Source organism: Oxalobacteraceae bacterium OTU3CINTB1 (genome assembly GCA_024123955.1).
Classification (GTDB): Bacteria; Pseudomonadota; Gammaproteobacteria; order Burkholderiales; family Burkholderiaceae_D; genus Rugamonas.
On record CP099652.1, the window covers coordinates 817,301 to 839,397 of the forward strand.

General features: G+C 64.6%; 19 protein-coding genes, 1 pseudogene and 1 riboswitch. Of the genes and pseudogenes, 16 read left to right on the top strand and 4 right to left on the bottom strand.

Annotated features, from left to right (window positions below; translation table 11 throughout):
- Positions 1-124: 124 nt before the first annotated feature.
- Positions 125-700 (bottom strand): TMEM165/GDT1 family protein, encoded by a 576-nt coding sequence (locus NHH73_03510; protein USX27378.1) that lies wholly within the window; start codon positions 698-700, stop codon positions 125-127.
- 11 nt (positions 701-711) lie between these two features.
- A riboswitch (yybP-ykoY riboswitch) is annotated at positions 712-896 on the bottom strand.
- Between the two features lie 119 nt (positions 897-1,015).
- Here NHH73_03510 and NHH73_03515 point away from each other — a divergent pair.
- From NHH73_03515 to NHH73_03525, 3 genes are all read left to right on the top strand, one after another.
- Positions 1,016-2,863 carry a M1 family metallopeptidase gene (locus NHH73_03515; protein USX27379.1) on the top strand — a complete coding sequence of 616 codons (1,848 nt, stop codon included), beginning with the start codon at positions 1,016-1,018 and terminating at the stop codon, positions 2,861-2,863.
- A complete protein-coding gene (locus NHH73_03520) occupies positions 2,863-4,494 on the top strand; it encodes a serine hydrolase (protein ID USX27380.1) in 1,632 nt (543 codons plus the stop codon). Before NHH73_03515 ends, NHH73_03520 begins: the two co-directional genes overlap by 1 nt.
- A 123-nt stretch (positions 4,495-4,617) precedes the next feature.
- Positions 4,618-4,977, top strand: coding sequence for an aspartate 1-decarboxylase (locus NHH73_03525; protein USX27381.1), 360 nt, complete (start codon positions 4,618-4,620; stop codon positions 4,975-4,977).
- Between the two features lie 75 nt (positions 4,978-5,052).
- On the opposite strand, the gene NHH73_03530 is transcribed toward NHH73_03525, so the two are convergent.
- Together NHH73_03530 and aqpZ are read right to left on the bottom strand one after the other, a co-directional pair.
- Positions 5,053-5,682, bottom strand: a complete 630-nt coding sequence (locus NHH73_03530; GenBank protein USX27382.1) for a Crp/Fnr family transcriptional regulator — start codon at positions 5,680-5,682, stop codon at positions 5,053-5,055.
- 191 nt (positions 5,683-5,873) lie between these two features.
- Positions 5,874-6,596: an aquaporin Z gene (gene aqpZ, locus NHH73_03535; GenBank protein ID USX27383.1), complete on the bottom strand. Its 723-nt coding sequence runs from the start codon at positions 6,594-6,596 to the stop codon at positions 5,874-5,876.
- Between the two features lie 805 nt (positions 6,597-7,401).
- Between aqpZ and NHH73_03540 the strand changes: the two are divergent.
- From NHH73_03540 to NHH73_03590, 11 genes and pseudogenes are all read left to right on the top strand, one after another.
- A pseudogene (locus NHH73_03540) lies at positions 7,402-8,064 on the top strand (methyl-accepting chemotaxis protein).
- A 29-nt stretch (positions 8,065-8,093) separates the two neighbouring features.
- Positions 8,094-8,462: a response regulator gene (locus tag NHH73_03545; protein ID USX27384.1), complete on the top strand. Its 369-nt coding sequence runs from the start codon at positions 8,094-8,096 to the stop codon at positions 8,460-8,462.
- Positions 8,459-8,767 carry an STAS domain-containing protein gene (locus NHH73_03550; protein ID USX27385.1) on the top strand — a complete coding sequence of 103 codons (309 nt, stop codon included), beginning with the start codon at positions 8,459-8,461 and terminating at the stop codon, positions 8,765-8,767. Before NHH73_03545 ends, NHH73_03550 begins: the two co-directional genes overlap by 4 nt.
- Before the next feature lie 19 nt (positions 8,768-8,786).
- Complete coding sequence (locus NHH73_03555; GenBank protein USX27386.1) at positions 8,787-10,994, top strand: chemotaxis protein CheA; 2,208 nt, start codon at positions 8,787-8,789, stop codon at positions 10,992-10,994.
- Positions 10,995-11,015: 21 nt separating this feature from the next.
- Entirely contained in the window at positions 11,016-11,609 is a 594-nt protein-coding gene (locus NHH73_03560) for a chemotaxis protein CheW (protein USX27387.1), read from the top strand.
- A 32-nt stretch (positions 11,610-11,641) separates the two neighbouring features.
- Positions 11,642-12,448, top strand: a complete 807-nt coding sequence (locus tag NHH73_03565) for a protein-glutamate O-methyltransferase CheR (protein USX27388.1) — start codon at positions 11,642-11,644, stop codon at positions 12,446-12,448.
- A gap of 7 nt (positions 12,449-12,455) precedes the next feature.
- Positions 12,456-12,962 (top strand): chemotaxis protein CheD, encoded by a 507-nt coding sequence (locus tag NHH73_03570; protein ID USX27389.1) that lies wholly within the window; start codon positions 12,456-12,458, stop codon positions 12,960-12,962.
- On the top strand, positions 12,959-14,032 hold the full coding sequence (locus NHH73_03575) for a chemotaxis response regulator protein-glutamate methylesterase (protein ID USX27390.1): 1,074 nt from the start codon (positions 12,959-12,961) through the stop codon (positions 14,030-14,032). The genes NHH73_03570 and NHH73_03575 overlap by 4 nt, the downstream gene beginning before the upstream one ends.
- A gap of 36 nt (positions 14,033-14,068) precedes the next feature.
- On the top strand, positions 14,069-15,757 hold the full coding sequence (locus tag NHH73_03580) for a methyl-accepting chemotaxis protein (GenBank protein USX27391.1): 1,689 nt from the start codon (positions 14,069-14,071) through the stop codon (positions 15,755-15,757).
- A gap of 13 nt (positions 15,758-15,770) precedes the next feature.
- Positions 15,771-16,268 carry a chemotaxis protein CheW gene (locus tag NHH73_03585; GenBank protein ID USX27392.1) on the top strand — a complete coding sequence of 166 codons (498 nt, stop codon included), beginning with the start codon at positions 15,771-15,773 and terminating at the stop codon, positions 16,266-16,268.
- A 43-nt stretch (positions 16,269-16,311) separates the two neighbouring features.
- Entirely contained in the window at positions 16,312-17,787 is a 1,476-nt protein-coding gene (locus NHH73_03590; protein USX27393.1) for a methyl-accepting chemotaxis protein, read from the top strand.
- A 14-nt stretch (positions 17,788-17,801) separates the two neighbouring features.
- Here NHH73_03590 and NHH73_03595 read toward each other — a convergent pair whose 3' ends face one another.
- On the bottom strand, positions 17,802-18,623 hold the full coding sequence (locus NHH73_03595; protein USX27394.1) for a methyltransferase: 822 nt from the start codon (positions 18,621-18,623) through the stop codon (positions 17,802-17,804).
- Between the two features lie 453 nt (positions 18,624-19,076).
- On the opposite strand from NHH73_03595, the gene NHH73_03600 reads away from it, so the two are divergent.
- Both NHH73_03600 and NHH73_03605 read left to right on the top strand, forming a co-directional pair.
- Positions 19,077-20,714 (top strand): TldD/PmbA family protein, encoded by a 1,638-nt coding sequence (locus NHH73_03600; protein USX27395.1) that lies wholly within the window; start codon positions 19,077-19,079, stop codon positions 20,712-20,714.
- Between the two features lie 18 nt (positions 20,715-20,732).
- A complete protein-coding gene (locus NHH73_03605; GenBank protein ID USX27396.1) occupies positions 20,733-22,070 on the top strand; it encodes a TldD/PmbA family protein in 1,338 nt (445 codons plus the stop codon).
- Positions 22,071-22,097 lie beyond the last annotated feature (27 nt).

Below are 22,097 nucleotides of genomic sequence, written 5' to 3' on the forward strand. Positions count from 1 at the left end.
GGTTACACCCCGAGACTTGACCCCGCAACCAGCGGGGTCAGTGCCGACATTCAGACACGGCCTCATGCGAAATGGCGCCGCCATGGCTGAGCTCCTGTCCGAATGTCGGCACTGACCCCGGGGGTTAGACGCCGAAGCTGGCGCCGGCGCCCAGCAGCGTCGCCACACCGAGCACCGCGAAGACGGCGGCGGCGATGCCGTGCACCAGCTTGAGCGAGACGCGGTTGGCGATCCTGTCGCCGAGGTAGACCGCCGGCACGTTGGCGATCATCATGCCGAGGGTGGTGCCGCAGACGACGGCGATCAGCGCATCGTAGCGCGCCGCCAGCGCCACCGTGGCCACCTGCGTCTTGTCGCCCATCTCGGCGACGAAGAAGGCGATCAGGGTGGTCATGAACACGCCGTAGCCGGCCAGGCGCGTGTCCTCGTCATCGAGCTTGTCGGGCACCAGGGTCCATGCGGCCATCGCCAGGAACGAGGCGCCCAGCACCCAGCGCAGGGTGTCGGGCCCCAGCAGGCCTGTGATCCAGGTGCCGATGGCCGCCGCGAACGCGTGGTTGGCGATGGTGGCGATGAAGATCGCGGCGATGATGGGCAGGGGACGACGGAATTTGGCGGCCAGGACGAAAGCGAGCAGCTGGGTTTTGTCGCCGATTTCTGCGAGAGCGACAATGCCTGTGGAGACGACGAATGCTTCCATTGGATGAAGTGAGTAGTACGCGGGCCGGAAACGATTAACCAATGATCCAGGCGCGACTCCGGCCCATCATGGCCGCACCTCGATCATGGTCTCGTCAAGTTTTTCAACCACCTGCACCACGGTCTGCGGACCGATTATGTTGATGCAGGTTCCTGCGCCGGGAGGCGCAAGCCGACTACTCCCCAATTACGGCGCGTATTTTAACACAGCCGTTCGCCGGGACACTTCGCCGCTCCGGTTGGCCGCTGTACACATCCCCGATACATGCCTGTGATATTCTGCATCGCGCTTCAGACCAACATTGAAAAGATCACCATGCCTATCAAGAAGACACTGTCCGCGTTGGTGCTTACCGCACTGATGTCGCTTGCCGCCCACGCCGATCCGCTGAGCTATGCGCGCTACGACCAGGTCCGCACCAGCGACCTGTATCTGGACCTGAAGGCCGATTTCGGCCGCAAGACGCTGGGCGGTTACGCCGAGCTGACACTGAACTGGATCGACAAGTCGGCCCGCACCCTGGTGCTGGACACGAACGAACTCAGTATCGCCAAGGTGCAGGTGCTCAATCCGGGCGGCCGCTGGACCTCGGCCTCCTTCATGCTCGACAAGCTCGATGTGCAGAAGGGCCGGGCGCTGCGCATCGCGTTGCCATTCCAGCCGCAGAAGGTGCGCGTCTACTACCGCACCGCGCCGTCGGCCGCCGCGCTGCAATGGATGTCGCCGGCGCAGACCATGTCCGGCAAGCGTCCGTTCATGTTCAGCCAGTCGCAGGACATCAACGCCCGCTCGTGGGCGCCGGTGCAGGATACGCCCGCCGTGCGCTTCACCTACAGCGCCCGCATCGACGCGCCGGCCGGCCTGCGCGTGTTGATGAGCGCCGACAACGACCCCGCCGCCACCGGCGACGGCGGCTGGAAGTTCAAGATGGCGCAGCCGATTCCTTCCTACCTGCTGGCCATCGCCATCGGCGAGATCGAGGTGCGCAAGCTCGGTCCGCGCTCGGCGGTCTACGCCGAACCGGCCCGCATCGAGGCCGCCGCCAGCGAGCTGGCCGACACCGAGAAGATGATCACGGCGGCAGAGAGCCTTTACGGCCCTTACCGGTGGGAGCGTTACGACATGATCGTGCTGCCGCCGTCGTTCCCGTACGGCGGCATGGAAAATCCGCGCCTGACCTTCCTCACGCCGACCATGATCGCCGGCGACCGCAGCCTGGTCGACCTGATAGCGCACGAACTGGCGCACTCGTGGTCGGGCAACCTGGTGACCAACGCCTCGTGGAAGCACATGTGGCTCAACGAGGGCTTCACCACCTACGTCACCACCCGCATCGTCGAAAAAATCTATGGCCCCGAGATCGCCGAGATGAACCTGCAGGTCGAGCAGGAGGAGGCGCTGGTCTCGCTGCTGACCGTGCCGGCCTCCAAGCAGGCGCTGTCCACGCGCGGCCCGGACACCGACCCCTCGACCTACGCCGACGGCGGCCTGATTTATCCGAAGGGCGCGTGGTTCCTGCGCACTATCGAACAGCGCGCCGGACGCGAGGTGTTCGATCCCTTCCTGCGCGGCTGGTTCGACCAGCACGCGTTCAAGTCCGCCACCACCGACGAATTCGTCGAGTACCTGAAAAAGAACCTGCTCGACGCGCACCCCGAGTACATGCCGCAGGCGGAGCTGGATGAATGGCTGTACGCCCCCGGCATTCCCGCCACCGCCGTGCGCGCGGCCTCGCCGCGCCTGGCCGCGCTCGACGCCCAGCGCGCCGCGTGGCTCAAGGGCGAACTGCCGACCGCCGATTTGGGCGGCAAGGGCTGGATCGCGCTCGAGTGGATGCACTTCCTGAACGCCATCGAGGGCAAGGCCACTGCCGCGCAGATGCAGGAGCTGGACCAGGCGTTCGGCCTGGCCAAGACCGGCAACAACGAGATCGCGTATCGCTTCTACCTCGGTTCCGTCAAGGCGGGCTACAACGTGCGCGATCCGCTCAACAAATTCCTCATGAGCGTGGGCCGGCAGAAGTTCGTCGTGCCGCTGTATAGCGCGCTGCTGAAGAACCCGGGCGACAAAGACTGGGCGCGCGCCGTCTACGCCAAGGCGCGCGACCACTATCATCCGGTGACGCAGGCCTCGGTCGACAAACAATTCAAACTGTATAAATAATGAAGTTCTCCCGTACTTTTGTAGCGGCCGCGTTGATGGCGGCACTCGGCGCGGCAACCTGCACGGCGCTCGCCGCGCCGGACGCCGCCGCCACCGCAACCGCAAGCGCGGCGTCCAGCACGGCGTCCAGCACCGCGGCGGTCCCCGCGTTCGACCTTGACGCCGACGTCAATCGCGCCCTCAAGACCTTCGGCGTGCCGGGCATGGCGATCGCCATCGTCAAGGACGGCAAAGTCGTTGCGGCCAAGGGGTACGGCGTGCGCAAGCTGGGCGAGTCCAAGCCTGTGGACGCCAAAACGCTGTTCGAGGTGGCGTCCAACTCCAAGGCCTTCACCGCCGCGGCGCTGGCGATGCTGGTCGACGAGGGCAAGATCGCCTGGGACGATCCGGTCACCAAACACCTGCCGGGCTTCCAGATGTACGACGCCTACGTCACCGGCGCGATGACGGTGCGCGACCTGCTCACGCACCGCAGCGGCCTGGGTCTGGGCGCCGGCGACCTGCTGTGGTGGCCCACCACCAGTTTCAGCACCGACGAAATCATTTCGCGGCTGCGCTACATCAAGCCGGCCACCAGCTTCCGCAACAGCTACGCCTACGACAACCTGCTCTACATCGTTGCCGGAAAAATCATCGCCGAGAAGGATGGCAAGCCGTGGGGCGACGCCATCCGCGACCGCATCCTCACGCCGCTGGGCATGGACGACACCACCACCAGCGTGGCCGCGATGCTGGCCAGCGCCGACTACGCGGCGCCGCACAGCAAGGTCAATGACAAGCCGGTGGTGGTCAAGCCGATACCGGTGCCGAACGCGGTCGGCGCGGTGGGGCTGAACACCAGCGCCGGGGACGTGGCGCGCTGGATGAATTTACTGCTCAACGACGGCAAGACGCCGGACGGCAAGCAGCTGATCGGCGCCAAACAACTGGCCGAGATGTGGACCCAGCAAACGCCGATGCGCATCCGCGAGCCGAAACCGGCGCTGGCGGCGACCAAGGCCAACTTCGCCGCCTACGGCCTGGGCTTCAGCCTGCGCGACTACAAGGGCCGCAAGATCGCCATGCACGGCGGCGCGCTGGTGGGATTCTATTCGACGGTGCTGATGGTGCCCGAGGAAAAACTGGGCATCGCGATCCTGACCAACGCCGAAAACGGCCCGGCGATGGCGGCCCTGTATTGGCGCATCCTCGACCAGTACCTCAAGGTGCCGGCCACCGACTGGATCAAGCTGTACGCCGAGCAGGAGGCGGCGGCCCACAAGGAGGAGCTGGAGCGCCTGGGCAAGGAGCACACGGCGCGTGCGGCCAGGTCGTCGCCGTCGCTGCCGCTGGCGTCCTACGATGGCGCGTATGAAGACCCGTGGTACGGCAAGGTCACCATCGCCGCCGAAGGTGGCAAGCGCGTGATGCGCTTCGCCCGCACGCCGGACCTGACGGGGGAGCTGGAGCACTTCCAGCACGATACCTTCATCGTCCGCTGGAAGGAGCGCAGCTTCAACGCCGACGCCTACGTCACGTTCGCGCTGAACCCGAACGGCAGCATCGAGCGCATGAAGATGGAGCCCATTTCGACCGAGACGGACTTCAGCTACGACTTCCGCGATTTGAACTTCACGCCGTCGCCTAAATAAATGGCAGAAGTAGCCGCATGAGTCCGGCTAGTGATATGATATCGCCCTCGCATTGCATCGGGTCCCGCAAAGGCACTTTGGCAAGCTTGAATGATTACTAATCGAGGGATGAAGAAGATGTCTATGCAACGAGTTATGCTGCGTGCCAAGCTGCACCGGGTTACGGTCACGCAGGCGGATCTGAACTACGAGGGTTCCTGCGGGATCGACATGGATCTGCTGGAGGCGGCCGATATTCTGCCGAACGAGCATATCGATCTGTATAACGTGAACAACGGCGAGCGTTTCGCGACCTACGCGATTCCGGGCCTGCGCGGCACCGGCGAGATCTCGCTGAACGGCGCGGCGGCCCGCAAGGCGCACCTGGGCGACCTGCTGATCATCTGCACCTACGCGCCGATGACCGAAGAGCAGATCGCCGACTACAAACCGAAGATCGTGTTCGTCGACGCGCAGAACAAGATCACCGGCATGAAGAAATAAGACCGCTGCGTTGGTCAGAAAAAAGCGTCCCGCGGGACGCTTTTTTTTCGCCTCGCGGTTTGGTCGTTCAGCCGGTTAGTTTCGCTTGTTCTCGGCCGCGTCCTGGCGCAGCAGCTGCGACATGTACTGCGGCGTGACGCCGAGGAAGGACGCCACCACCTTTTGCGAGATGCGGTGCTCCAGGCCCGGATAGTCGCGCCGGAACGCCGCCAGCCGTCCCAGCGCCGGGCACACGCTCAGGTAAAGCCGCTTGCCCTGGTCGATGATGCCGTGCTCGGAGGCCTTCAGATAATAGTCGCGCAACACGCCGTGGCGCTCGGCCAGACCGGTCAGCGCGACCCAGTCGATGTGGTAGCCGTGGATCGCCGTTTCGGCGATGACGAAATTGTGCGACAGCTCGTTGCGGTTGGCGCGCAGCAGATCGTCGTGGGAGGCTGCGGCCTGGCCGTCGGTGCGGAAGTACAAAGTCACCTCGTTGCCGGCGTCGGTGAGGAAGCCGGTGCGGGCGACGCCGCTGTGCAGCCAGTAGACGCTTTGCGCCAGCACGCCGATGCGCTGCAGGTACTCGCCCTTGCGCATGCTGATTGGCGCGGCGATCGGCGCCAGCAGGCGCGATACCTCGTCGTACATTTCCGGGGTCACGCGGTAGCGCTGTGTGACGACGTCGCGGTACTTTGCCCTGTGCTCTAAGAATGCCTGGTTCATGTTTCGATGGCGCGGCTGCAGCAACCGGCGATGGTGTAATGGATGCCGGTATGTGAATAGCCGACCACGCGAGGACGAAGTGTAAACCTTTTCACGCCGGAGGGTACGGCGGTGCGCAAAAGCGCCTGCGCGGGGCAGGTCCGGGCGCTGGGCACGGACCTGCGGGAGAGGATGGGAGGATGACTTCGGTGTTACGCCGCTTTACGTTGACTGGTCAACGCGATGACTTCCTCCGGCTTGCCGATGAAGCGGTAGATGGCGGCGCCCAGCAGCGCGCCGATGATCGGCGCGACCCAGAACGCCCACAGCTGCGCGGTGGCCCAGTCGCCGACGTACAGCGCCACGCCGGTGCTGCGCGCGGGGTTGACGGAGGTGTTGGTGACCGGGATGCTGATCAAGTGGATCAAGGTCAGCGCGAAGCCGATCGGCAGCGGCGCAAAACCCTTCGGCGCGCGCTCGTCGGTCGCGCCCAGTATGATCAGCAGGAACATCATCGTCATCACGACCTCGGTCACCAGCGCCGCCGTCAGCGAGTAGCCGCCCGGCGAGTGCTCGCCGTAGCCGTTGGAGGCGAAGCCGCCAGCCACGTCGAAGCCGGCCTTGCCGGTGGCGATCACATACAGCACGCCGCCGGCGACGATCGCGCCCAGCACCTGCGCCACGATATACGGCAGCAGCTTATTGGCCGGGAAGCGGCCGCCGGCCCACAGGCCGATCGACACCGCCGGGTTGAGGTGGCAGCCGGAGATGTGGCCGATGGCGTATGCCATCGTCAGCACCGTCAGGCCGAACGCCAGCGACACGCCGAGCAGGCCGATGCCGACGCCAGGGAAGGCCGCCGCCAGCACCGCGCTGCCGCAGCCGCCGAGCACCAGCCAAAACGTTCCAAAAAATTCCGCGCCATATTGTTTCATGTTTCTTCCTTTATCAAGTAGGGGGTGCGACGCTGTCATTAACAGCTATGCAACCTTGCTAATCTACATTGAAAGTAAGAAATTGTCGAGAGTCGACGGCCCGCTGCGGGGTCCCCGAAAGTACCGTTTTGCTAGTCTCTATAAGGCTCCGTTCGTGGTTGCGCGGGTGCAACAAGATGTTGCAATCGACGTATCGGATTTAAAGTTTATGAGAACAAACGCGGTTCAAGTGCGATAGAGTTGGGCCTTCAGGCGCGCCCATCGGCGGCGTTTTTGAGACCTCAACGGGTGGTGGTTAGTGAAGACAAAATCATTTGTAGTAGACAAAAGCGTCGCGGTGCCGTTTGCGCTCGCAGGCGCCGGCGCGTTGGGAACGATGGCCGCCGGTTGGGGTGCGTGGGGCTGGTATACCGTGCTGTGGGCCGCGCTGCTGCTGGGCGCCGCCGCGTGGTGCGCGTACGGCCAGAGCGCCGCCGTTGCTGGTGGTGGGTCGTCGATGGTCGACGATTACCTCGACGGGCGCGAACGCTTCGGCGACGCCGTGCTGCCGATCTGGTGCCGCCATATCGAAAACTCCCGCACGCAAATGGAGGAAGCCGTCGCCGACCTGGCCGGACGCTTTTCTAATATCGTCGATAAGTTGGACAACGCGCTGCACGTCTCGAGTATGGACGGCGGTGGCGGCAAGGGCGCGCCCTCGATGACCGAGGTGTTCACGCGCAGCGAGTCCCAGCTCGGTTCCGTGGTGACGTCGATGAAATCGGCGATGTCATCCAAGCATGCGATGCTCGCGCAGATCAAGGACCTGGAACGCTTCACGCGCGAGCTGCGCGACATGGCCGAAGGCGTGGCCAGCATCGCCGCGCAAACCAATCTGCTGGCGCTCAACGCCGCGATCGAGGCGGCGCGCGCGGGACCGGCGGGGCGCGGCTTCGCGGTGGTGGCGCAGGAAGTGCGCAACCTGTCGAGCCGCTCGGCCGAGACGGGCCGCAACATCTCCAACCGGGTCGGCTTGATCAGCAGCGCCATCCTCGCCGCCAGCCAGGCGGCCGAGCAATCGAGCGAGCAGGAAGACCGCTCGATGCAGTCGGCCGAGGGCATGATCGACACCGTGCTGGCCGACTTCCGCAGCATGACCGACGCGCTGGTGCAGTCGTCCGACCTGCTCAAGCAGGAAAGCATCGGCATCCAGAGCGAGGTGGGACAGGCGCTGGTGCAGCTGCAATTCCAGGACCGCGTCAGCCAGGTGATGGCGCACGTGCGCGAGAACATGGAGCTGCTGCCGTCGCTGCTGCGCGAGAACCGCGTGCGCTACGAGGCGCACCACGTGCTCGAGCCGCTCGATCCGGCGCCGCTGTTGCACGAGCTGCAGAAGACCTACGCGATGGCCGAGGAGCACGCGGTGCACAGCGGCTCCAAGCACGCCGCGCCGGTTGCCGCCGCCGCCGACGAGATCACTTTTTTCTGAAACCACAAGGTAGATAGGGTACATAAGCCATGGCAAAAACGATTATGGTGGTCGACGATTCCGCGTCTCTGCGCCAGGTGGTGGGCATCGCGCTCAAGGGCGCGGGCTACGATGTCATCGAAGGGCGCGACGGTGTGGACGCGCTGTCCAAATGCACCGGCCAGAAAATCCATCTGGTGGTGTGCGACGTGAACATGCCCAATATGGACGGCATCACCTTCGTCAAGGAGTTCAAGCAGTTGCCGAACTACCGCTTCACGCCGGTCATCATGCTCACCACCGAATCGCAGGAGGGCAAGAAGGAGGAGGGCAAGGCCGCCGGCGCCAAGGCGTGGGTGGTCAAGCCGTTCAAGCCTGAGGTGCTGCTCGGCGCCGTGGCCAAGCTGGTGCTGCCGTGAGTTCCGACGATGCCACCGGGGTGACCCATCTCGCCATCGACGGCGAGCTGACGATCTACCGCGCCGCCGATCTGAAGGTGACGGTGCTGGAGGCGCTGCGCAAGTCGCCCGTGCTGGAAGTGGACCTGTCTGGCGTCACCGAGCTCGATACGGCCGGCCTGCAGGTGCTGATGCTGGCCAAGAACACGGCCGCCGCCGACAAGCGCGAACTGCGCCTGCTGAACCACAGCCCCGCCGTGGTCGAGATTGTCGAGATGCTCAACCTGGGCGCCTTCTTCGGCGACGCCCTGCTGATCCACAGCTAAATTCATCGGAAGGCCAGTCATGAACCTGGACGAAGCGCTACAGACCTTCATCACCGAAAGCCGCGAACTCCTGGAGGACATGGAGAACGCGCTGCTCAACATCGACATCGCCGGCGACCAGGGCGAGGCGATCAACGCCATCTTCCGCGCCGCCCACACCATCAAGGGTTCGGCGGGCCTGTTCAGCCTCGATCACATCGTCGCCTTCACCCACGTGGTGGAAAGCCTGCTCGACGAGGTGCGCGACGGCCGCGTAGTGATCAACGATGAAATGATCGTGCTGCTGCTGTCGTGCTGCGATTATTTGTCCGGCATGACCGAGGCGCTGGCCGCCGGCCAGCTGGAGGCCGATCCCGATACCGCGCCCGAGGGCGAGATGCTGCTGCACCAGCTGCGCCGGCACATGTCGGGCGGCCATGGCGGGGCCGATCCGGCCCACGGCGCGTCCGCCCCGGCGTCGGCGCAGTCGTTGACCGTGCAGTCGGAACCGGGCGTCGAGCGCATCGACAAGGTGGCCGGCGACAGCGACTACTGGCACATCTCGCTGCGCTTCGGCCGTGGCGTTTTGCAGAACGGGATGGATCCGATCGCGTTCCTGCGCTATCTGGCCAAACTGGGCAAGATCGTCGGCATCGCCACCGTGCCCGACGCCATGCCGGCGGCCGAGGAGATGGACGCGGAGCTGTGCTACCTCGGTTTTGAAATCGCCTTCGACAGCAACGCCGACCGCGAGGCCATCGTCGGCGTGTTCGAGTTCGTGCAGGACGACTGCGAGATCCGCATCATCCCGCCGCACAGCAAGGTGTCGCAGTACGTCGATCTGATCCGCGCCTTGCCGGAGCAGCCCACGCGCCTGGGCGAGATCCTGGTCCTGTGCGGCAGCGTGACCGCGTCCGAACTTGCCGGCGCGCTGCAACAGCAATCGAGCGGCGAGGCCAGGACCAAAGGTGATGATGATGAACCGCCGCCGCGCCTCGGCAGCATCCTGGTCGCCGCCGGCAACGTGCCGCCGGTGGTGGTGGAGGCGGCGCTGGCGAAGCAAAAGCAGGTGGTCGAGCAGAAGGCGCAGGAGAGCCGCTCGGTCCGGGTCGACTCCGACAAGCTCGATCGCCTGATCGACCTGGTGGGGGAGTTGATCATCGCCGGCGCACGCGCCAGCATGATCGGCCAGCAGATCCACAACACCGACCTGCAGGAATGCACGTCGACCTTATCGGGCCTGGTCGAGGAGGTGCGCGACGCCGCGCTCGAGCTGCGCATGGTGAAGATCGGCGCCACCTTCAACCGCTTCCAGCGCGTGGTGCACGATGTCGCGCGCGAGTTGGGCAAGGACATCGGCCTGATGGTCGACGGCGAGGATTCGGAGCTGGACAAGACCGTGGTGGAGAAGATCGGCGACCCGCTGATGCACCTGGTGCGCAACGCCATGGACCACGGCATCGAGCCGGCCGATGTGCGCATCGCCAGCGGCAAGCCGGCCAAGGGCATGATCAAGTTGAACGCCTTCCACGAATCGGGCAGCATCGTCATCGAGGTGAGCGACGATGGCGGCGGTCTGCGCAAGGAGAAGATCCTGGCCAAGGCGGTCGAGCGCGGGCTGGTCGATCCGGAGCGAAAACTGAGCGATAGCGAAATCTACAACCTGATCTTCGAGGCCGGGTTCTCGACGGCGGAGAAGGTCACCAACCTGTCCGGGCGCGGGGTCGGCATGGATGTCGTCAAGCGCAATATCACCGCGCTGCGCGGCAGCGTGGACGTCAGCAGCAGGGAGGGCGCCGGCACCACCGTCACCGTGCGCTTGCCGCTCACATTGGCCATCATCGACGGCTTCCTGGTGCAGGTGGGCGGCTCGGTGTTCGTCATCCCGCTCGACATGATCGAAGAGTGCATCGAGTTCGCCACCGAACCGGGGCAGGACTACTGCAACCTGCGCGGACAGGTGCTGCCGTTCATCCGTCTGCGCTCGCTGTTCCGCATCGACGGCGCGGCCACGCGGCGCGAGAGCATCGTGGTGCTCAAGCTGGGCACCACCCGCGCCGGCCTGGTGGTCGACACCTTGCTGGGCGAATTCCAGACCGTCATCAAGCCGCTCAGCCCCATGTTCAGCGAAGTCAAATGCATCAGCGGCTCGACCATCCTGGGCAGCGGCGAGGTGGCGCTGATCCTGGACGTGGCCTCGCTGATGCAGGCCGTCGGCGGCAAAGGCACGGTGGCCCTGGCCGCCTAGTGAAACGAGGAGACTACGCATATGGTTAACCAGCCGGCCAACGCCGCCGCCAGCAACATCGTCACCTACGGCAGCAGTGCGATCGCCGCGCTGCAAAGCGGGGCGGCGCTGCCGAGCCAGTTCCTGACCTTCATGCTGGGCGAGGAGCAGTTCGCGGTCGGCATCCTGCACATCAAGGAGATCATCGAGTACGGCAGCCTGGCCACGGTGCCGATGATGCCGGCCTGCGTGCGCGGCGTGATCAACCTGCGGGGCGCGGTGGTGCCCGTGATGGACCTGTCGGCGCGCTTCGGCCGCAGTCCCAGCGCCATCACCAAGCGCAGTTGCATCGTCATCGTCGAAGTCGCGGGCGCCGGCGGCGACGGCAAGCAGGTGCTGGGCATGCTGGTCGACGCCGTCAACGCGGTGGTGGAAATCGCCGCCGGCGACATCGAGCCGGCGCCGTCGTTCGGCACGCGCATCCGTCCCGACTTCATCGCCGGCATCGGCAAGTTCAATAGCAAGTTCGTCATCCTGCTGGCGATCGACCGCGTGCTGTCGACCGAGGAGGTGGTGGAGATGGCCCGTTCCGCCGCCGGCGGCGCGGCAGCCGCCGCTCCCCCGCTGCTTTCCTGATTTTTCTCCAGATTTTTTGAATGTGACGCGTCATGCCCTTGGTAGCCATCTCCGATCGTGAGTTCATGCAGTTCCAGCGCTTCATCTACGACGCCGCCGGCATCACTATGTCCAATGGCAAGCAGGCGCTGGTCAGCGGCCGCCTGGCCAAGCGCCTGGCGCATTACCAGCTCGATAGCTACAGCGACTATCTGCGCCTGCTCGAAAGCCGCTCGGACCCCGCCGAGCTGCAGATGGCGGTCGATCTGCTGACCACCAACGAAACCTATTTTTTCCGCGAACCCAAACACTTCCAGCTGCTGCGCGAGCTGGCCCTCGACGCGCGCGACAAACGCCAGACGATGCGCGTGTGGAGCGCCGCCAGCTCGAGCGGCGAGGAAGTCTACAGCATCGCCATGGTGCTGGCCGACGTGCTGGGCGACGCCGCCTGGGAAGTGCTGGGCACCGACATCAGCACGCGGGTGCTGCAGCGCGCCCGCAGCGGCCACTATCCGATGGAGCGCGCCAGCCAGATGCCGCAGGATTACCTGAAGCGCTTTTGCCTCAAGGGCCAGGGCACCGAGGCCGGCACCATGCTGATCGAGCGCGCGTTGCGCCAGCGGGTCCAGTTCCAGCAGGTGAACCTGAACGCGCCGCTGCCCAAGATCGGCTGCTTCGACGTGATCTTCCTGCGCAACGTCATGATCTACTTTAACCTGGAGACCAAGCGCCAGGTGGTGGCACGGTTGCTCGCCCAGCTGCGTCCCGGCGGCTATTTCCTGATCGGCCACTCCGAGACCCTGAACGACATCAACGACACCATGTCGGTCGTCGCGCCATCGATCTACAGGAAGGCATAGCGGCGCCATGCCCGATTCGAAACTGATCGATGTCTTTCTGATGCCCGGTGATTATTTCGTCGGCGACGAGCGCTATCGCGTGCGCACGCTGCTGGGGTCCTGCGTGTCCGTCACGCTGTGGCACCCGGCGCGCCGCATCGGCGCCATGTCGCACTTTCTGCTGCCGGGCACGGGACATCGAAAAGCCCACGACAAGCCGGGCATGTACGGCGACGACGCCATGCACCTGCTGCTCGACGGCCTGGCGCGCCACGACGTGGCGCCCGGCCAGTGCCAGGCCAAGATTTTCGGCGGCGGCGCCATGTTCCCCCGTAATCCCAACGTGCGCGACATCGGCCTGCAAAACGGCGACTTCGCGCGCGAAATGCTGCACAAGTACGGCATCCACGTCGTCTCCGAGAGCCTGTTCGGCGAAGGGCACCGGCAATTGATCTTCACCATCCGCAGCGGCGATGTACTCAGCCGCCAGGTTCCTCCGGAGCCGAAAGCTGCCCGCACCAGGGAAAACGCATGAGTACAATCAACGTCATGATCGTCGACGATTCGGCTGTGGTGCGGCAGGTCCTCAGCGGCTTGCTCAACGCCTCGCCGGGCATCACCGTCACTTATGCTGTGGCCAATCCGTTGCTGGCGATGGAGCGCATGAAGGTGCAGTGGCCGGACGTGATCGTGCTCGATGTCGAGATGCCCAAGATGGACGGCATCACCTTCCTGCGCAAAATCATGGCCGAGCGTCCGACGCCGGTGGTGATCTGTTCGACGTTGACGGAGAAGGGCGCGCAGACCTCGGTCGAGGCGCTGGGCGCCGGCGCGGTGGCCATCATCACCAAGCCGCGCCTGGACCTCAAGCAGTTCCTGCACGATAGCGCCGACGAACTGGTGTCGGCGGTGCGGGCGGCGTCCGGCGCGCGCGTGGGCAAGCTGGCGGGAAGGGCGCCGCCGCCGCCGGTCGCGGCCAAGCTCAATGCGGACGCGGTGCTGCCGCCGGCCGATGCCAGGCCGATGACCGCCACCACCGAGCGGGTGGTGGCGATCGGCACCTCCACCGGCGGCACGCAGGCGCTGGAAGAGGTGCTCACATCGCTGCCGCGCGTGTGCCCCGGCATCGTGGTGGTGCAGCACATGCCGGAAAAATTTACCGCCGCCTTCGCGGCACGCCTCGACAGCGTGTGCGCGGTGCGCGTCAAGGAGGCGGCCAACAACGACCGCGTGCTCCAAGGCCAGGTGCTGATCGCGCCCGGCGGCAAGCATATGCTGTTGCGCCGCACCGGCGCCCAGTACTTTGTCGAAGTGGTCGACGGCCCGCTGGTCAACCGCCATCGGCCGTCGGTCGATGTGCTGTTCCGCTCCGCCGCTCGGGCGGCCGGCGCCAACGCGCTGGGCGTGATCATGACCGGCATGGGCGACGACGGCGCCGCCGGCATGCTGGAGATGCTCAAAGCCGGCGCGCGCACCGTCGCGCAGGACGAGGCGAGTTGCGTGGTCTACGGCATGCCCAAGGAGGCCGTCAAGCGCGGCGGCGTCGAAAAAACAGTAGCACTCAATGCGATCTATCGCGAAATCCTGCAGCAACTATCTTTATAAATCGCTTTTTATCCGCATCACACGGAAGGAACCATCATGCTATCAACCCTGACCGTCAGGACCAAGATCCTGGCATTGCTCGCCGTAGCGATATTGGCGCTTGTGGTGGTGGTCTTCATTGCCTTCTCCGGCTTGAAGGGGCAAGGGGAGATGCTCAATGAACTGGGCAAGAACCGCATGCCCTCGATACGGGCTTTGATGGTCATCAACGAAGCGCAGACCGCGCTGCGCTCGTCGAGCCGCTTCATCGACGCGATGGGCATGTTCCCCGAAGACGCCAACGATATCGCCGCCGAGGTAAAACGCAAGCAGGACACCTGGAGCGCTGTCGACGCGGCCTGGAAAACCTATGACGCCTTGCCGCAGGAGCCTGAGGAGGCCGACGTGTGGAAGACCTTCGCTAAGCAGTGGGATACCTGGAAGACGCGCGACATGGCCATCACCGACATCGCGGCGCAGATAGCGCGCGCGGAGCCAGGCAAGCGCAGGGAATTGTTCGCGCTCCTGCATAAGACGCTGCAGGAAAACCGTCCGTCCTTCGCCGCCGCCGAGGAGAGCCTCAACAAACTGGTGGCGCTGAACGTCCAATACGGTGAGAACGACGTCAAACACGCCGATGTCGCTTCCGCCAGCGCGATGAACAGCATGTACGTCAGCGGCGGTGTCGCGCTGGCGTTGCTGGCGGCGATAGGGTTGATCATCCTGAACGGCATCATGCGCCAGCTGGGCGGCGACCCGGGCTACGCGGCGGAGATCGTGCGCAAGGTGGCCGACGGTGATTTGAGCGCCGACGTGCAGGTCAAAGCGGGCGACACCACCAGCCTGCTGGCGGCGATGAAGGGCATGATCGACAAGCTCTCGCAGGTGGTGCAGGACGTGAACAACGGTGCCGAGTCGCTGGCCAGCGCCTCCGAGGAAGTCAGCGCGACGGCGCAGTCGCTGTCGCAGGCCGCCAGCGAGCAGGCCGCCGGCACCGAGGAGACCAGCGCCTCGGTCGAGCAGATGACGGCGTCGATTTCGCAGAACACCGAGAACGCCAAGGTCACCGACGGTATCGCCAGCAAGGCCGCTGTTGAAGCGGTCGAAGGCGGCGACGCGGTCAAGTCGACGGTGGCGGCGATGCAGCAGATCGCCAAGAAGATCAGCATCATCGACGATATCGCCTATCAGACCAACCTGCTGGCGCTGAACGCGGCAATCGAGGCCGCGCGCGCCGGCGAGCATGGCAAGGGCTTCGCGGTGGTGGCGGCCGAGGTGCGCAAGCTGGCCGAGCGCAGCCAGATCGCGGCGCAGGAAATCGAGCAGGTGGCCAGCAGCAGTGTGCAGCTGGCCGAGAAGGCCGGCCATCTGCTCGATGAAATGGTGCCCAACATCCGCCGCACCTCCAACCTGGTGCAGGAGATCACGGCGGCGTCGGAGGAGCAATCGGCCGGCGTGGGCCAGATCAATTCCGCCATCACGCAATTGAGCCAGACCACGCAGCAGAACGCGTCCGCCTCCGAGCAGCTGGCCGCCACCGCCGAGGAGATGAGCGGCCAGGCCGAGCAACTGCAGGAGACCATGTCCTTCTTCAAGCTGTCGGGCGCCTCGCGGCCGCTGCGCACCACCCGGGCGTCGGCCAGGCCGGCCAAGCCAGGCAACGGGCGTGGCCGTCCGGGCCACGGCAGCAGCAAGCAGATGATGGACATGGCCGATCCGGACGAATCGCATTTCGTTAAATTCTAAACCGGGACCGATGATGAGCAACGTACAAGGCGCTGAGCCGCAATATCTCAGCTTCATGCTGGGACAGGACATGTTCGCGATGGGTATCCTGGCCGTGCGCGAGATACTGGAGTATGCGGGCGTGACGCCCGTGCCGCAAATGCCGCCCTGTATCAGCGGCGTGATCAACCTGCGCGGCACGGCGGTGCCGGTGCTCGACCTGGCGTGCCGGCTGGAGCGCGAGCCGGTACCGGTCAGCAAACGCACCTGCATCATCGTCGTCGAAGTCGACGGCCACGCCGGCGCCGGCGCCTTCGTGATCGGCATCCTGGTCGACGCGGTCAACGCGGTGCTCGACATCCCACCGTCCGAGGTGGAGCCGGCGCCCAGCCTTGGCGCGCAGGTGCGGGCCGAGATGCTGCAGGGGATAGGCAAGGTCAATGACCGCTTCGTGCTGCTGCTCGACGTGCGGCGGGTGGCGTCGGTCGGCGACCTGGCCGCCATCGCTCCCGCCGCCCTGGATCACGTGTAGGCGCGCGCCGCGTCCGCACCAACGCACCAACTGGAGAACCGTCATGTTCAAGAAAATGAAAATGGAGACCCGGCTGCACGCCGGATTTGGACTTATCGTGCTGCTGGTCGTTGTGCTGGGGATTATCGCCTTCGCCAAGCTGACGGCCTTGCACGAGCAATGGAACGACTTCGAGAACGTCACGCTGGAGCGCAAGAACGCGGTGCTCGAAGGCGTCATCTCGCATGGCCACGCGGTGCGTTATTTCAAGAATTACGTCCTGCGCGGCGGCGACAACAATACCCAATTCCGCGCCGAATTGGCCAACATCGACAAGGAGATGGTCCGCTACAAGGCGGGCGGGAATCTGAGCAACGACGAACAGGTGCTGCTCGACGAGGTGTCGGCCGGCGTGAAGAGCTACGCGGACAGCATGACGCAGTTGGAGGCGATGCAGGCGAAAGGCATGACGCCGATGGAGATGGATAAGGCCATCAAAGGCGCCGACGCGGCCATCGCCGGCGCCTTCCGCAAGCTGCTCAAAGTGAACGAGGCGGAGACCAAACGCGAATCGGCGTCGATGACCGAGGTGACCGATTCGGCCAAGCGCTTGATCCTGTCGGTCGACATCGTGATCGCCATCCTGGGATGCGTGCTGGCGGTATGGCTGGCGCGCAGCCTGTCGGGCATCGTGCGCGAAGTGCAGATGGTGGTCGCCGGCCTGGCGGGGGCATCGCAGGAAGTCAGTTCGACGGCGCAGTCGCTGTCGCAGGCGGCCAGCGAGCAAGCCGCCGGGGTCGAGGAAACCAGCGCCTCGATCGAGCAGATGACGGCGTCGATCGCGCAGAATACGGAAAACGCCAAGGTCACCGACGGCATCGCCACCCAGGCCGCCGTGGATGCAACGCGGGGCGGCGAAGTGGTGAAGGCGACGGCGGCGGCGATGCGCCAGATCGCCAGCAAGATTAGCATCATCGACGATATCGCCTATCAAACCAATCTGCTGGCGCTGAACGCGGCCATCGAGGCGGCGCGCGCGCATGAACACGGCAAGGGCTTCGCGGTGGTGGCGGCGGAGGTGCGCAAGCTGGCGGAGCGCAGCCAGGTGGCGGCGCAGGAGATCAGCAAAGTGGCGGCCGACAGCGTCGATCTGGCCGAGCAGGCCGGCGTGATGTTCGATGCGCTGGTGCCCAATATCCGCAAGACGTCGGACCTGGTGCAGGAAATATCGGCGGCGTCGGAAGAACAGAGTTCCGGCGTGCGCCAGATTAACAGCGCGGTCAATCAGCTTAGCCAGACCACGCAGGTGAACGCGGCCAGCTCGGAGGAACTGGCGGCGACGTCGGAGGAGATGAGCGCCCAGGCCGAGCAGTTGGGGCAGTTGATGGCGGTATTCAAACGCTACGCTGTCGAGGAGCGGGTGCCGGCGCGGCGCGCCGCTTCCATCAAGGGAGCGGCGGCGCCGATGGCGCGTTCGGCACGGGTTGTCTCGGCGGCCGCCCAGGGATCGCCGGACGAGAACAAGTTCACCCGGTTCTGATCCCCGTCACATGATTACGGTTTGACGAACTTCAGCGTCATGCGGTCGCTTTCGCCGATCGCCTGGTACTTCGCGCGGTCCTCGTCCTTGTTGCCGTAGGTCGGCGGCAGCGCCCAGACGCCGCCTTTGTGGTCGGCGGTGTCTTTCGGGTTGGCGTTGATTTCCGACTTGGCCGCCAGCTTGAAGCCCGCCGCCTCGGCCAGGCCGATCACATACTTCTCGTGCATGTAGCCGCTGCTGGCCGTTTCGTCCTGGGTTTTGTTGGCCGGCAGGCGATGCTCGACCACGCCGAACACGCCGCCCGGCTTCAACGCCGTGTACACGCTGGCGAACAGCGCTTTCATATTCTCCGGACCGGCCGGTATCCAGTTGTGGATGTTGCGGAAGGTGAGCACCATGTCGACGCTGCCGGCCGGCGCGTATTCATATTTGCGCGGCGGCGAGAACACGCCCAGCGCCACCTTGTTGTACACCGGATTGGCGTTCAGGCGCGCCATGACGCGCTGCGCCGAGTTGCGTTCACGCTCGTCCGGCGCGGCCAGGTCGGCGCCGCCGAGGATCAATTTGCCGTTATCGCGCAGGTAGGGCGCCAGGATCTCGGTGTACCAGCCGGCGCCCGGCGCCAGTTCGACCACGGTCATGTCCGGGCGGATGCCGAAGAACGACAGCGTCTCGTAAGGGTGGCGGTAGGCGTCGCGCTGCACGTTGGCCGGGGTGCGGGTGCTGGCGGCGACGGCGGCCTTCAGTTTGGCGTCGGCCGCTTCGGTGGCGGCGATCGCGCCGCTTGCAGCGAACAGCGTGGTGGTGGCCAGGGCGGCCACGAGATATCTCTTCATGCAAAGTCTCCTGAGGGTTCGGTTGGCGGCGCGCAGTCGCCCGCCCTGCGCGATCATCGGCCATGCATGCAAAAAGATCAAGCGAATTGCGATGGCCGCACCACCGAAGTGCGGCGCGCGCGTCATCGGACCTCGCCCCTCCCTGCCCGGACACTCGCGGACACCGGCCGGACACTTCGCGGACACTTTCGCGGACACTTTTCCCACCTTCGACGCCCCGTCCGGGGACTCTTGTAACACAGTGTTTCGTTGTGGTGGATGGCATACATTTTGCCTATCCCGATTCCTGATCCGGCGCTAATATTGGCAATCGTGCGGAAACGGCGACGGATATTCAGGTGTCACGTAAAGAAGCAAGCGCTATCAGAGTAGGACGCGCTAGAAGAGCAAATAAAAGCAAAGCAGAACCTTGGGCGGCTGGCCCACAATCATTGCCTTACGTTTGGAGATACGATGGAACGACGTGCTTTCCTCAATATTAGTAGTCTGGCCCTGGGTACGATGCTGCTGCCCGCCTTCGGTCGCGCGATCGCCGCCGAGGAGCTGCTCGCGCCGGTCGCCCTGCAGTTCAAGAAGATGCTGGCCGATACCGCGATGACGGCGGCAACCCAGGCCGGCGCCTCGTACTGCGACGTGCGCGTCGGCCGCTATCTGAACCAGTTCATCACCACCCGCGACCTGAATGTCGAAAACGTCGTCAACACGGAATCGGCCGGCGTCGGCGTGCGCGTGATCGCCGGCGGCGCCTACGGCTTCGCCGCCACCAACGACATGACCCCGGACGGCGTGGCCGCTGCGGCGCGCCAGGCGGTCGCCATCGCCAAGGCCAACGCCAGGCTGCAAACCGAACCCGTTCAACTGGCCCCCGTCAAGGGCGTGGGCGAAGTGTCGTGGGCCACGCCGATCGTCAAGGACTGGCGCACGGTGCCGATCAAGGAGAAGGCCGACCTGCTGATCGCGGCCAACAAGGCCGGCATGGACGGCGGCGCGAGCTTCATGCAATCGTTGCTGTTCCAGGTGAACCAGCAGAAGTACTTCGCATCGACCGACGGCTCCTACATCGACCAGGACCTACACCGTCTGTGGATGCCGGTGTTCGCCACCGCCGTCGACAAGAAGACCAACAAGTTCCGCTCGCGCCAGGGTTTGTCGGCGCCGGTCGGCATGGGCTACGAATACCTGGACGCGCGCCCCGAGCACAAGATCAAGGCCGCCGGCGGCGTGACCACGCTGTACACCGGTTCCTACGATTTGATCGAGGACGCGCGCGCGGCGGGCAAACAGGCCAAGCAAAAGCTGACCGCCAAGTCGGTCGAACCGGGCAAGTACGACCTGGTGCTGTCGCCCGAGCACCTGTGGCTGACCATCCACGAGTCGGTGGGCCATCCGACCGAACTCGATCGCGTGCTGGGCTACGAGGCCAACTTTGCCGGCACCAGCTTCGCCACGCTCGATAAGTGGCAGAGCAAGAAGTTCAAGTACGGCGCGGACATCGTCAACATCGTCGCCGACAAGACCACGCCAGGCTCGCTGGCCAACGTTGGCTACGACGACGAAGGCGTCAAGTGCAAGCGCTGGGACATCATCAAGGACGGCATCCTGGTCAACTACCAGGCCACGCGCGACCAGGCCCACATCATCGGCGAAAAAGAGTCGCACGGCTGCTCGTACGCCGACAACTGGAGCAGCGTGCAGTTCCAGCGCATGCCCAACGTCTCCCTCCAGGCGGGCAAGAAGAAGATGACGCCTGACGAAATGATCAAGGACGTCAAGAAGGGTATCTACATCGTCGGTGACGGCTCCTTCTCGATCGACCAGCAGCGCTACAACTTCCAGTTCGGCGGACAGCTGTTCTACGAAATCAAGAACGGCAAGATCGGCCAGATGCTCGAGGACGTCGCCTACCAATCCAACACGCAGGAATTCTGGAACGCCTGCGCCGGTATCTGCGACGAGCGCGATTGGCGCATGGGTGGCTCCTTCTTCGACGGTAAAGGCCAGCCTTCGCAGTCGTCGGTGGTGTCGCACGGCGCCAGCACCACGCGCTTCAACGGCATCAACGTCATCAACACCGCACGCAAAATCGGCTAAGCCTGGAGAACAGAGAATATGAAGAATTTGAGTCAAGAAGAGACCAAGCGTATCTGCGACAAGGTGCTGTCGCTGACCAAGGCCGACCAGTGCGAAGTGAACCTGAGCGGCAGCCGCACCGGCAACATCCGCTACGCGCGCAACGCCGTGTCGACCGCCGGTTTGATCGAGGATACGCAGCTGGTGGTGTCGGTCGCTTTCGGCAAGAAGCAGGGTATCGCCACCATCAATGAGCTGGACGACAAGTCGCTGGAGAAGGCCGTGCGCCGCGCCGAGGACCTGGCGCGCCTGGCGCCGGAAAACCCGGAGTTCATGCCGACGCCGGGTAAGCAGCAGTACAAGGCCAGCGAGACCTTCTTCCAGAAGACCGCCGACATCGATCCTGAATTCCGCGCCCAGGTGGCGGCGTACAGCATCGAGAACAGCAAAAAGAACAAGCTGGTGGCGGCGGGCTTCTTCACCGACACGTCGAAGTTCACCGCCATCGCCAATTCCAACGGCGTGTTCGGCTTCCAGCGCGACACCGGTCTCGATTTCAGCGTGACCGTGCGCACCGAGGATGGCCGCGGTTCCGGCTGGGCCAAGCGCAGCGTGGGCGACGCCAGCAAATTCGACGCGCGCGAAGCGTCCAACGTGGCGATCGAAAAGGCGTTGCGGTCGGTCGAGGCCAAGGCGCTGGAACCGGGCCGCTATACGGTGATCCTGGAGCCAGCCGCCACGTCCGACCTGCTGGCCTATATGTTCAGCGGTTTCGACGCGCGCCAGGCCGACGAGGGCCGCAGCTTCCTGTCGAAAAAGGGCGGCGGCAACCGCATGGGCGAGAAGCTGTTCGACGAGCAGGTCAATGTGTGGGCCGACCCGTGGGACAAGAATGTGGCGGTGCTCCCGTGGGACAACGGCAGCATGCTGGCGCGCGAGCACCAGGAGTTGATCAAGAACGGCAAGATCAACGCCTTGAACTACTCGACGTACTGGGCGAAGAAGCAGGGCAAGCGCGCCATCGGCGCACCCGGCAACATCATCATGGCCGGTACCGACAAGTCGACCGAGGAGCTGATCGCCAACACCAAGAAGGGCGTGCTGGTGACCCGTACCTGGTACATCCGCATGGTCGATCCGCAGTCGGTGCTGTTGACCGGTTTGACGCGCGACGGCACCTTCTACATCGAGAACGGCAAGATCAAGCACCCGATCAAGAACTTCCGCTTCAATGAAAGCCCGGTGTCGATGTTGAACAATATCGATGAATTGGGCAAGCCGGAGATCCTGTCGGGCGACGAGTCGGATTACCAGTTGCTGATTCCGGCGATGCGGGTGCGCGACTTCAACTTCACGTCGCTGTCGGACGCGGTGTAAAGACGCGGGCCGCGCGGGCATTGGCGG

Bases quoted from the DNA above. Each gene is read 5' to 3' on its own strand.
- NHH73_03510 (USX27378.1), bottom strand. From the start codon at position 700: ATGGAAGCATTCGTCGTCTCCACAGGCATTGTCGCTCTCGCAGAAATC.
- NHH73_03515 (USX27379.1), top strand. From the start codon at position 1,016: ATGCCTATCAAGAAGACACTGTCCGCGTTGGTGCTTACCGCACTGATG.
- NHH73_03520 (USX27380.1), top strand. From the start codon at position 2,863: ATGAAGTTCTCCCGTACTTTTGTAGCGGCCGCGTTGATGGCGGCACTC.
- NHH73_03525 (USX27381.1), top strand. From the start codon at position 4,618: ATGCAACGAGTTATGCTGCGTGCCAAGCTGCACCGGGTTACGGTCACG.
- NHH73_03530 (USX27382.1), bottom strand. From the start codon at position 5,682: ATGAACCAGGCATTCTTAGAGCACAGGGCAAAGTACCGCGACGTCGTC.
- aqpZ (USX27383.1), bottom strand. From the start codon at position 6,596: ATGAAACAATATGGCGCGGAATTTTTTGGAACGTTTTGGCTGGTGCTC.
- NHH73_03545 (USX27384.1), top strand. From the start codon at position 8,094: ATGGCAAAAACGATTATGGTGGTCGACGATTCCGCGTCTCTGCGCCAG.
- NHH73_03555 (USX27386.1), top strand. From the start codon at position 8,787: ATGAACCTGGACGAAGCGCTACAGACCTTCATCACCGAAAGCCGCGAA.
- NHH73_03560 (USX27387.1), top strand. From the start codon at position 11,016: ATGGTTAACCAGCCGGCCAACGCCGCCGCCAGCAACATCGTCACCTAC.
- NHH73_03565 (USX27388.1), top strand. From the start codon at position 11,642: ATGCCCTTGGTAGCCATCTCCGATCGTGAGTTCATGCAGTTCCAGCGC.
- NHH73_03570 (USX27389.1), top strand. From the start codon at position 12,456: ATGCCCGATTCGAAACTGATCGATGTCTTTCTGATGCCCGGTGATTAT.
- NHH73_03575 (USX27390.1), top strand. From the start codon at position 12,959: ATGAGTACAATCAACGTCATGATCGTCGACGATTCGGCTGTGGTGCGG.
- NHH73_03580 (USX27391.1), top strand. From the start codon at position 14,069: ATGCTATCAACCCTGACCGTCAGGACCAAGATCCTGGCATTGCTCGCC.
- NHH73_03585 (USX27392.1), top strand. From the start codon at position 15,771: ATGAGCAACGTACAAGGCGCTGAGCCGCAATATCTCAGCTTCATGCTG.
- NHH73_03590 (USX27393.1), top strand. From the start codon at position 16,312: ATGTTCAAGAAAATGAAAATGGAGACCCGGCTGCACGCCGGATTTGGA.
- NHH73_03595 (USX27394.1), bottom strand. From the start codon at position 18,623: ATGAAGAGATATCTCGTGGCCGCCCTGGCCACCACCACGCTGTTCGCT.
- NHH73_03600 (USX27395.1), top strand. From the start codon at position 19,077: ATGGAACGACGTGCTTTCCTCAATATTAGTAGTCTGGCCCTGGGTACG.
- NHH73_03605 (USX27396.1), top strand. From the start codon at position 20,733: ATGAAGAATTTGAGTCAAGAAGAGACCAAGCGTATCTGCGACAAGGTG.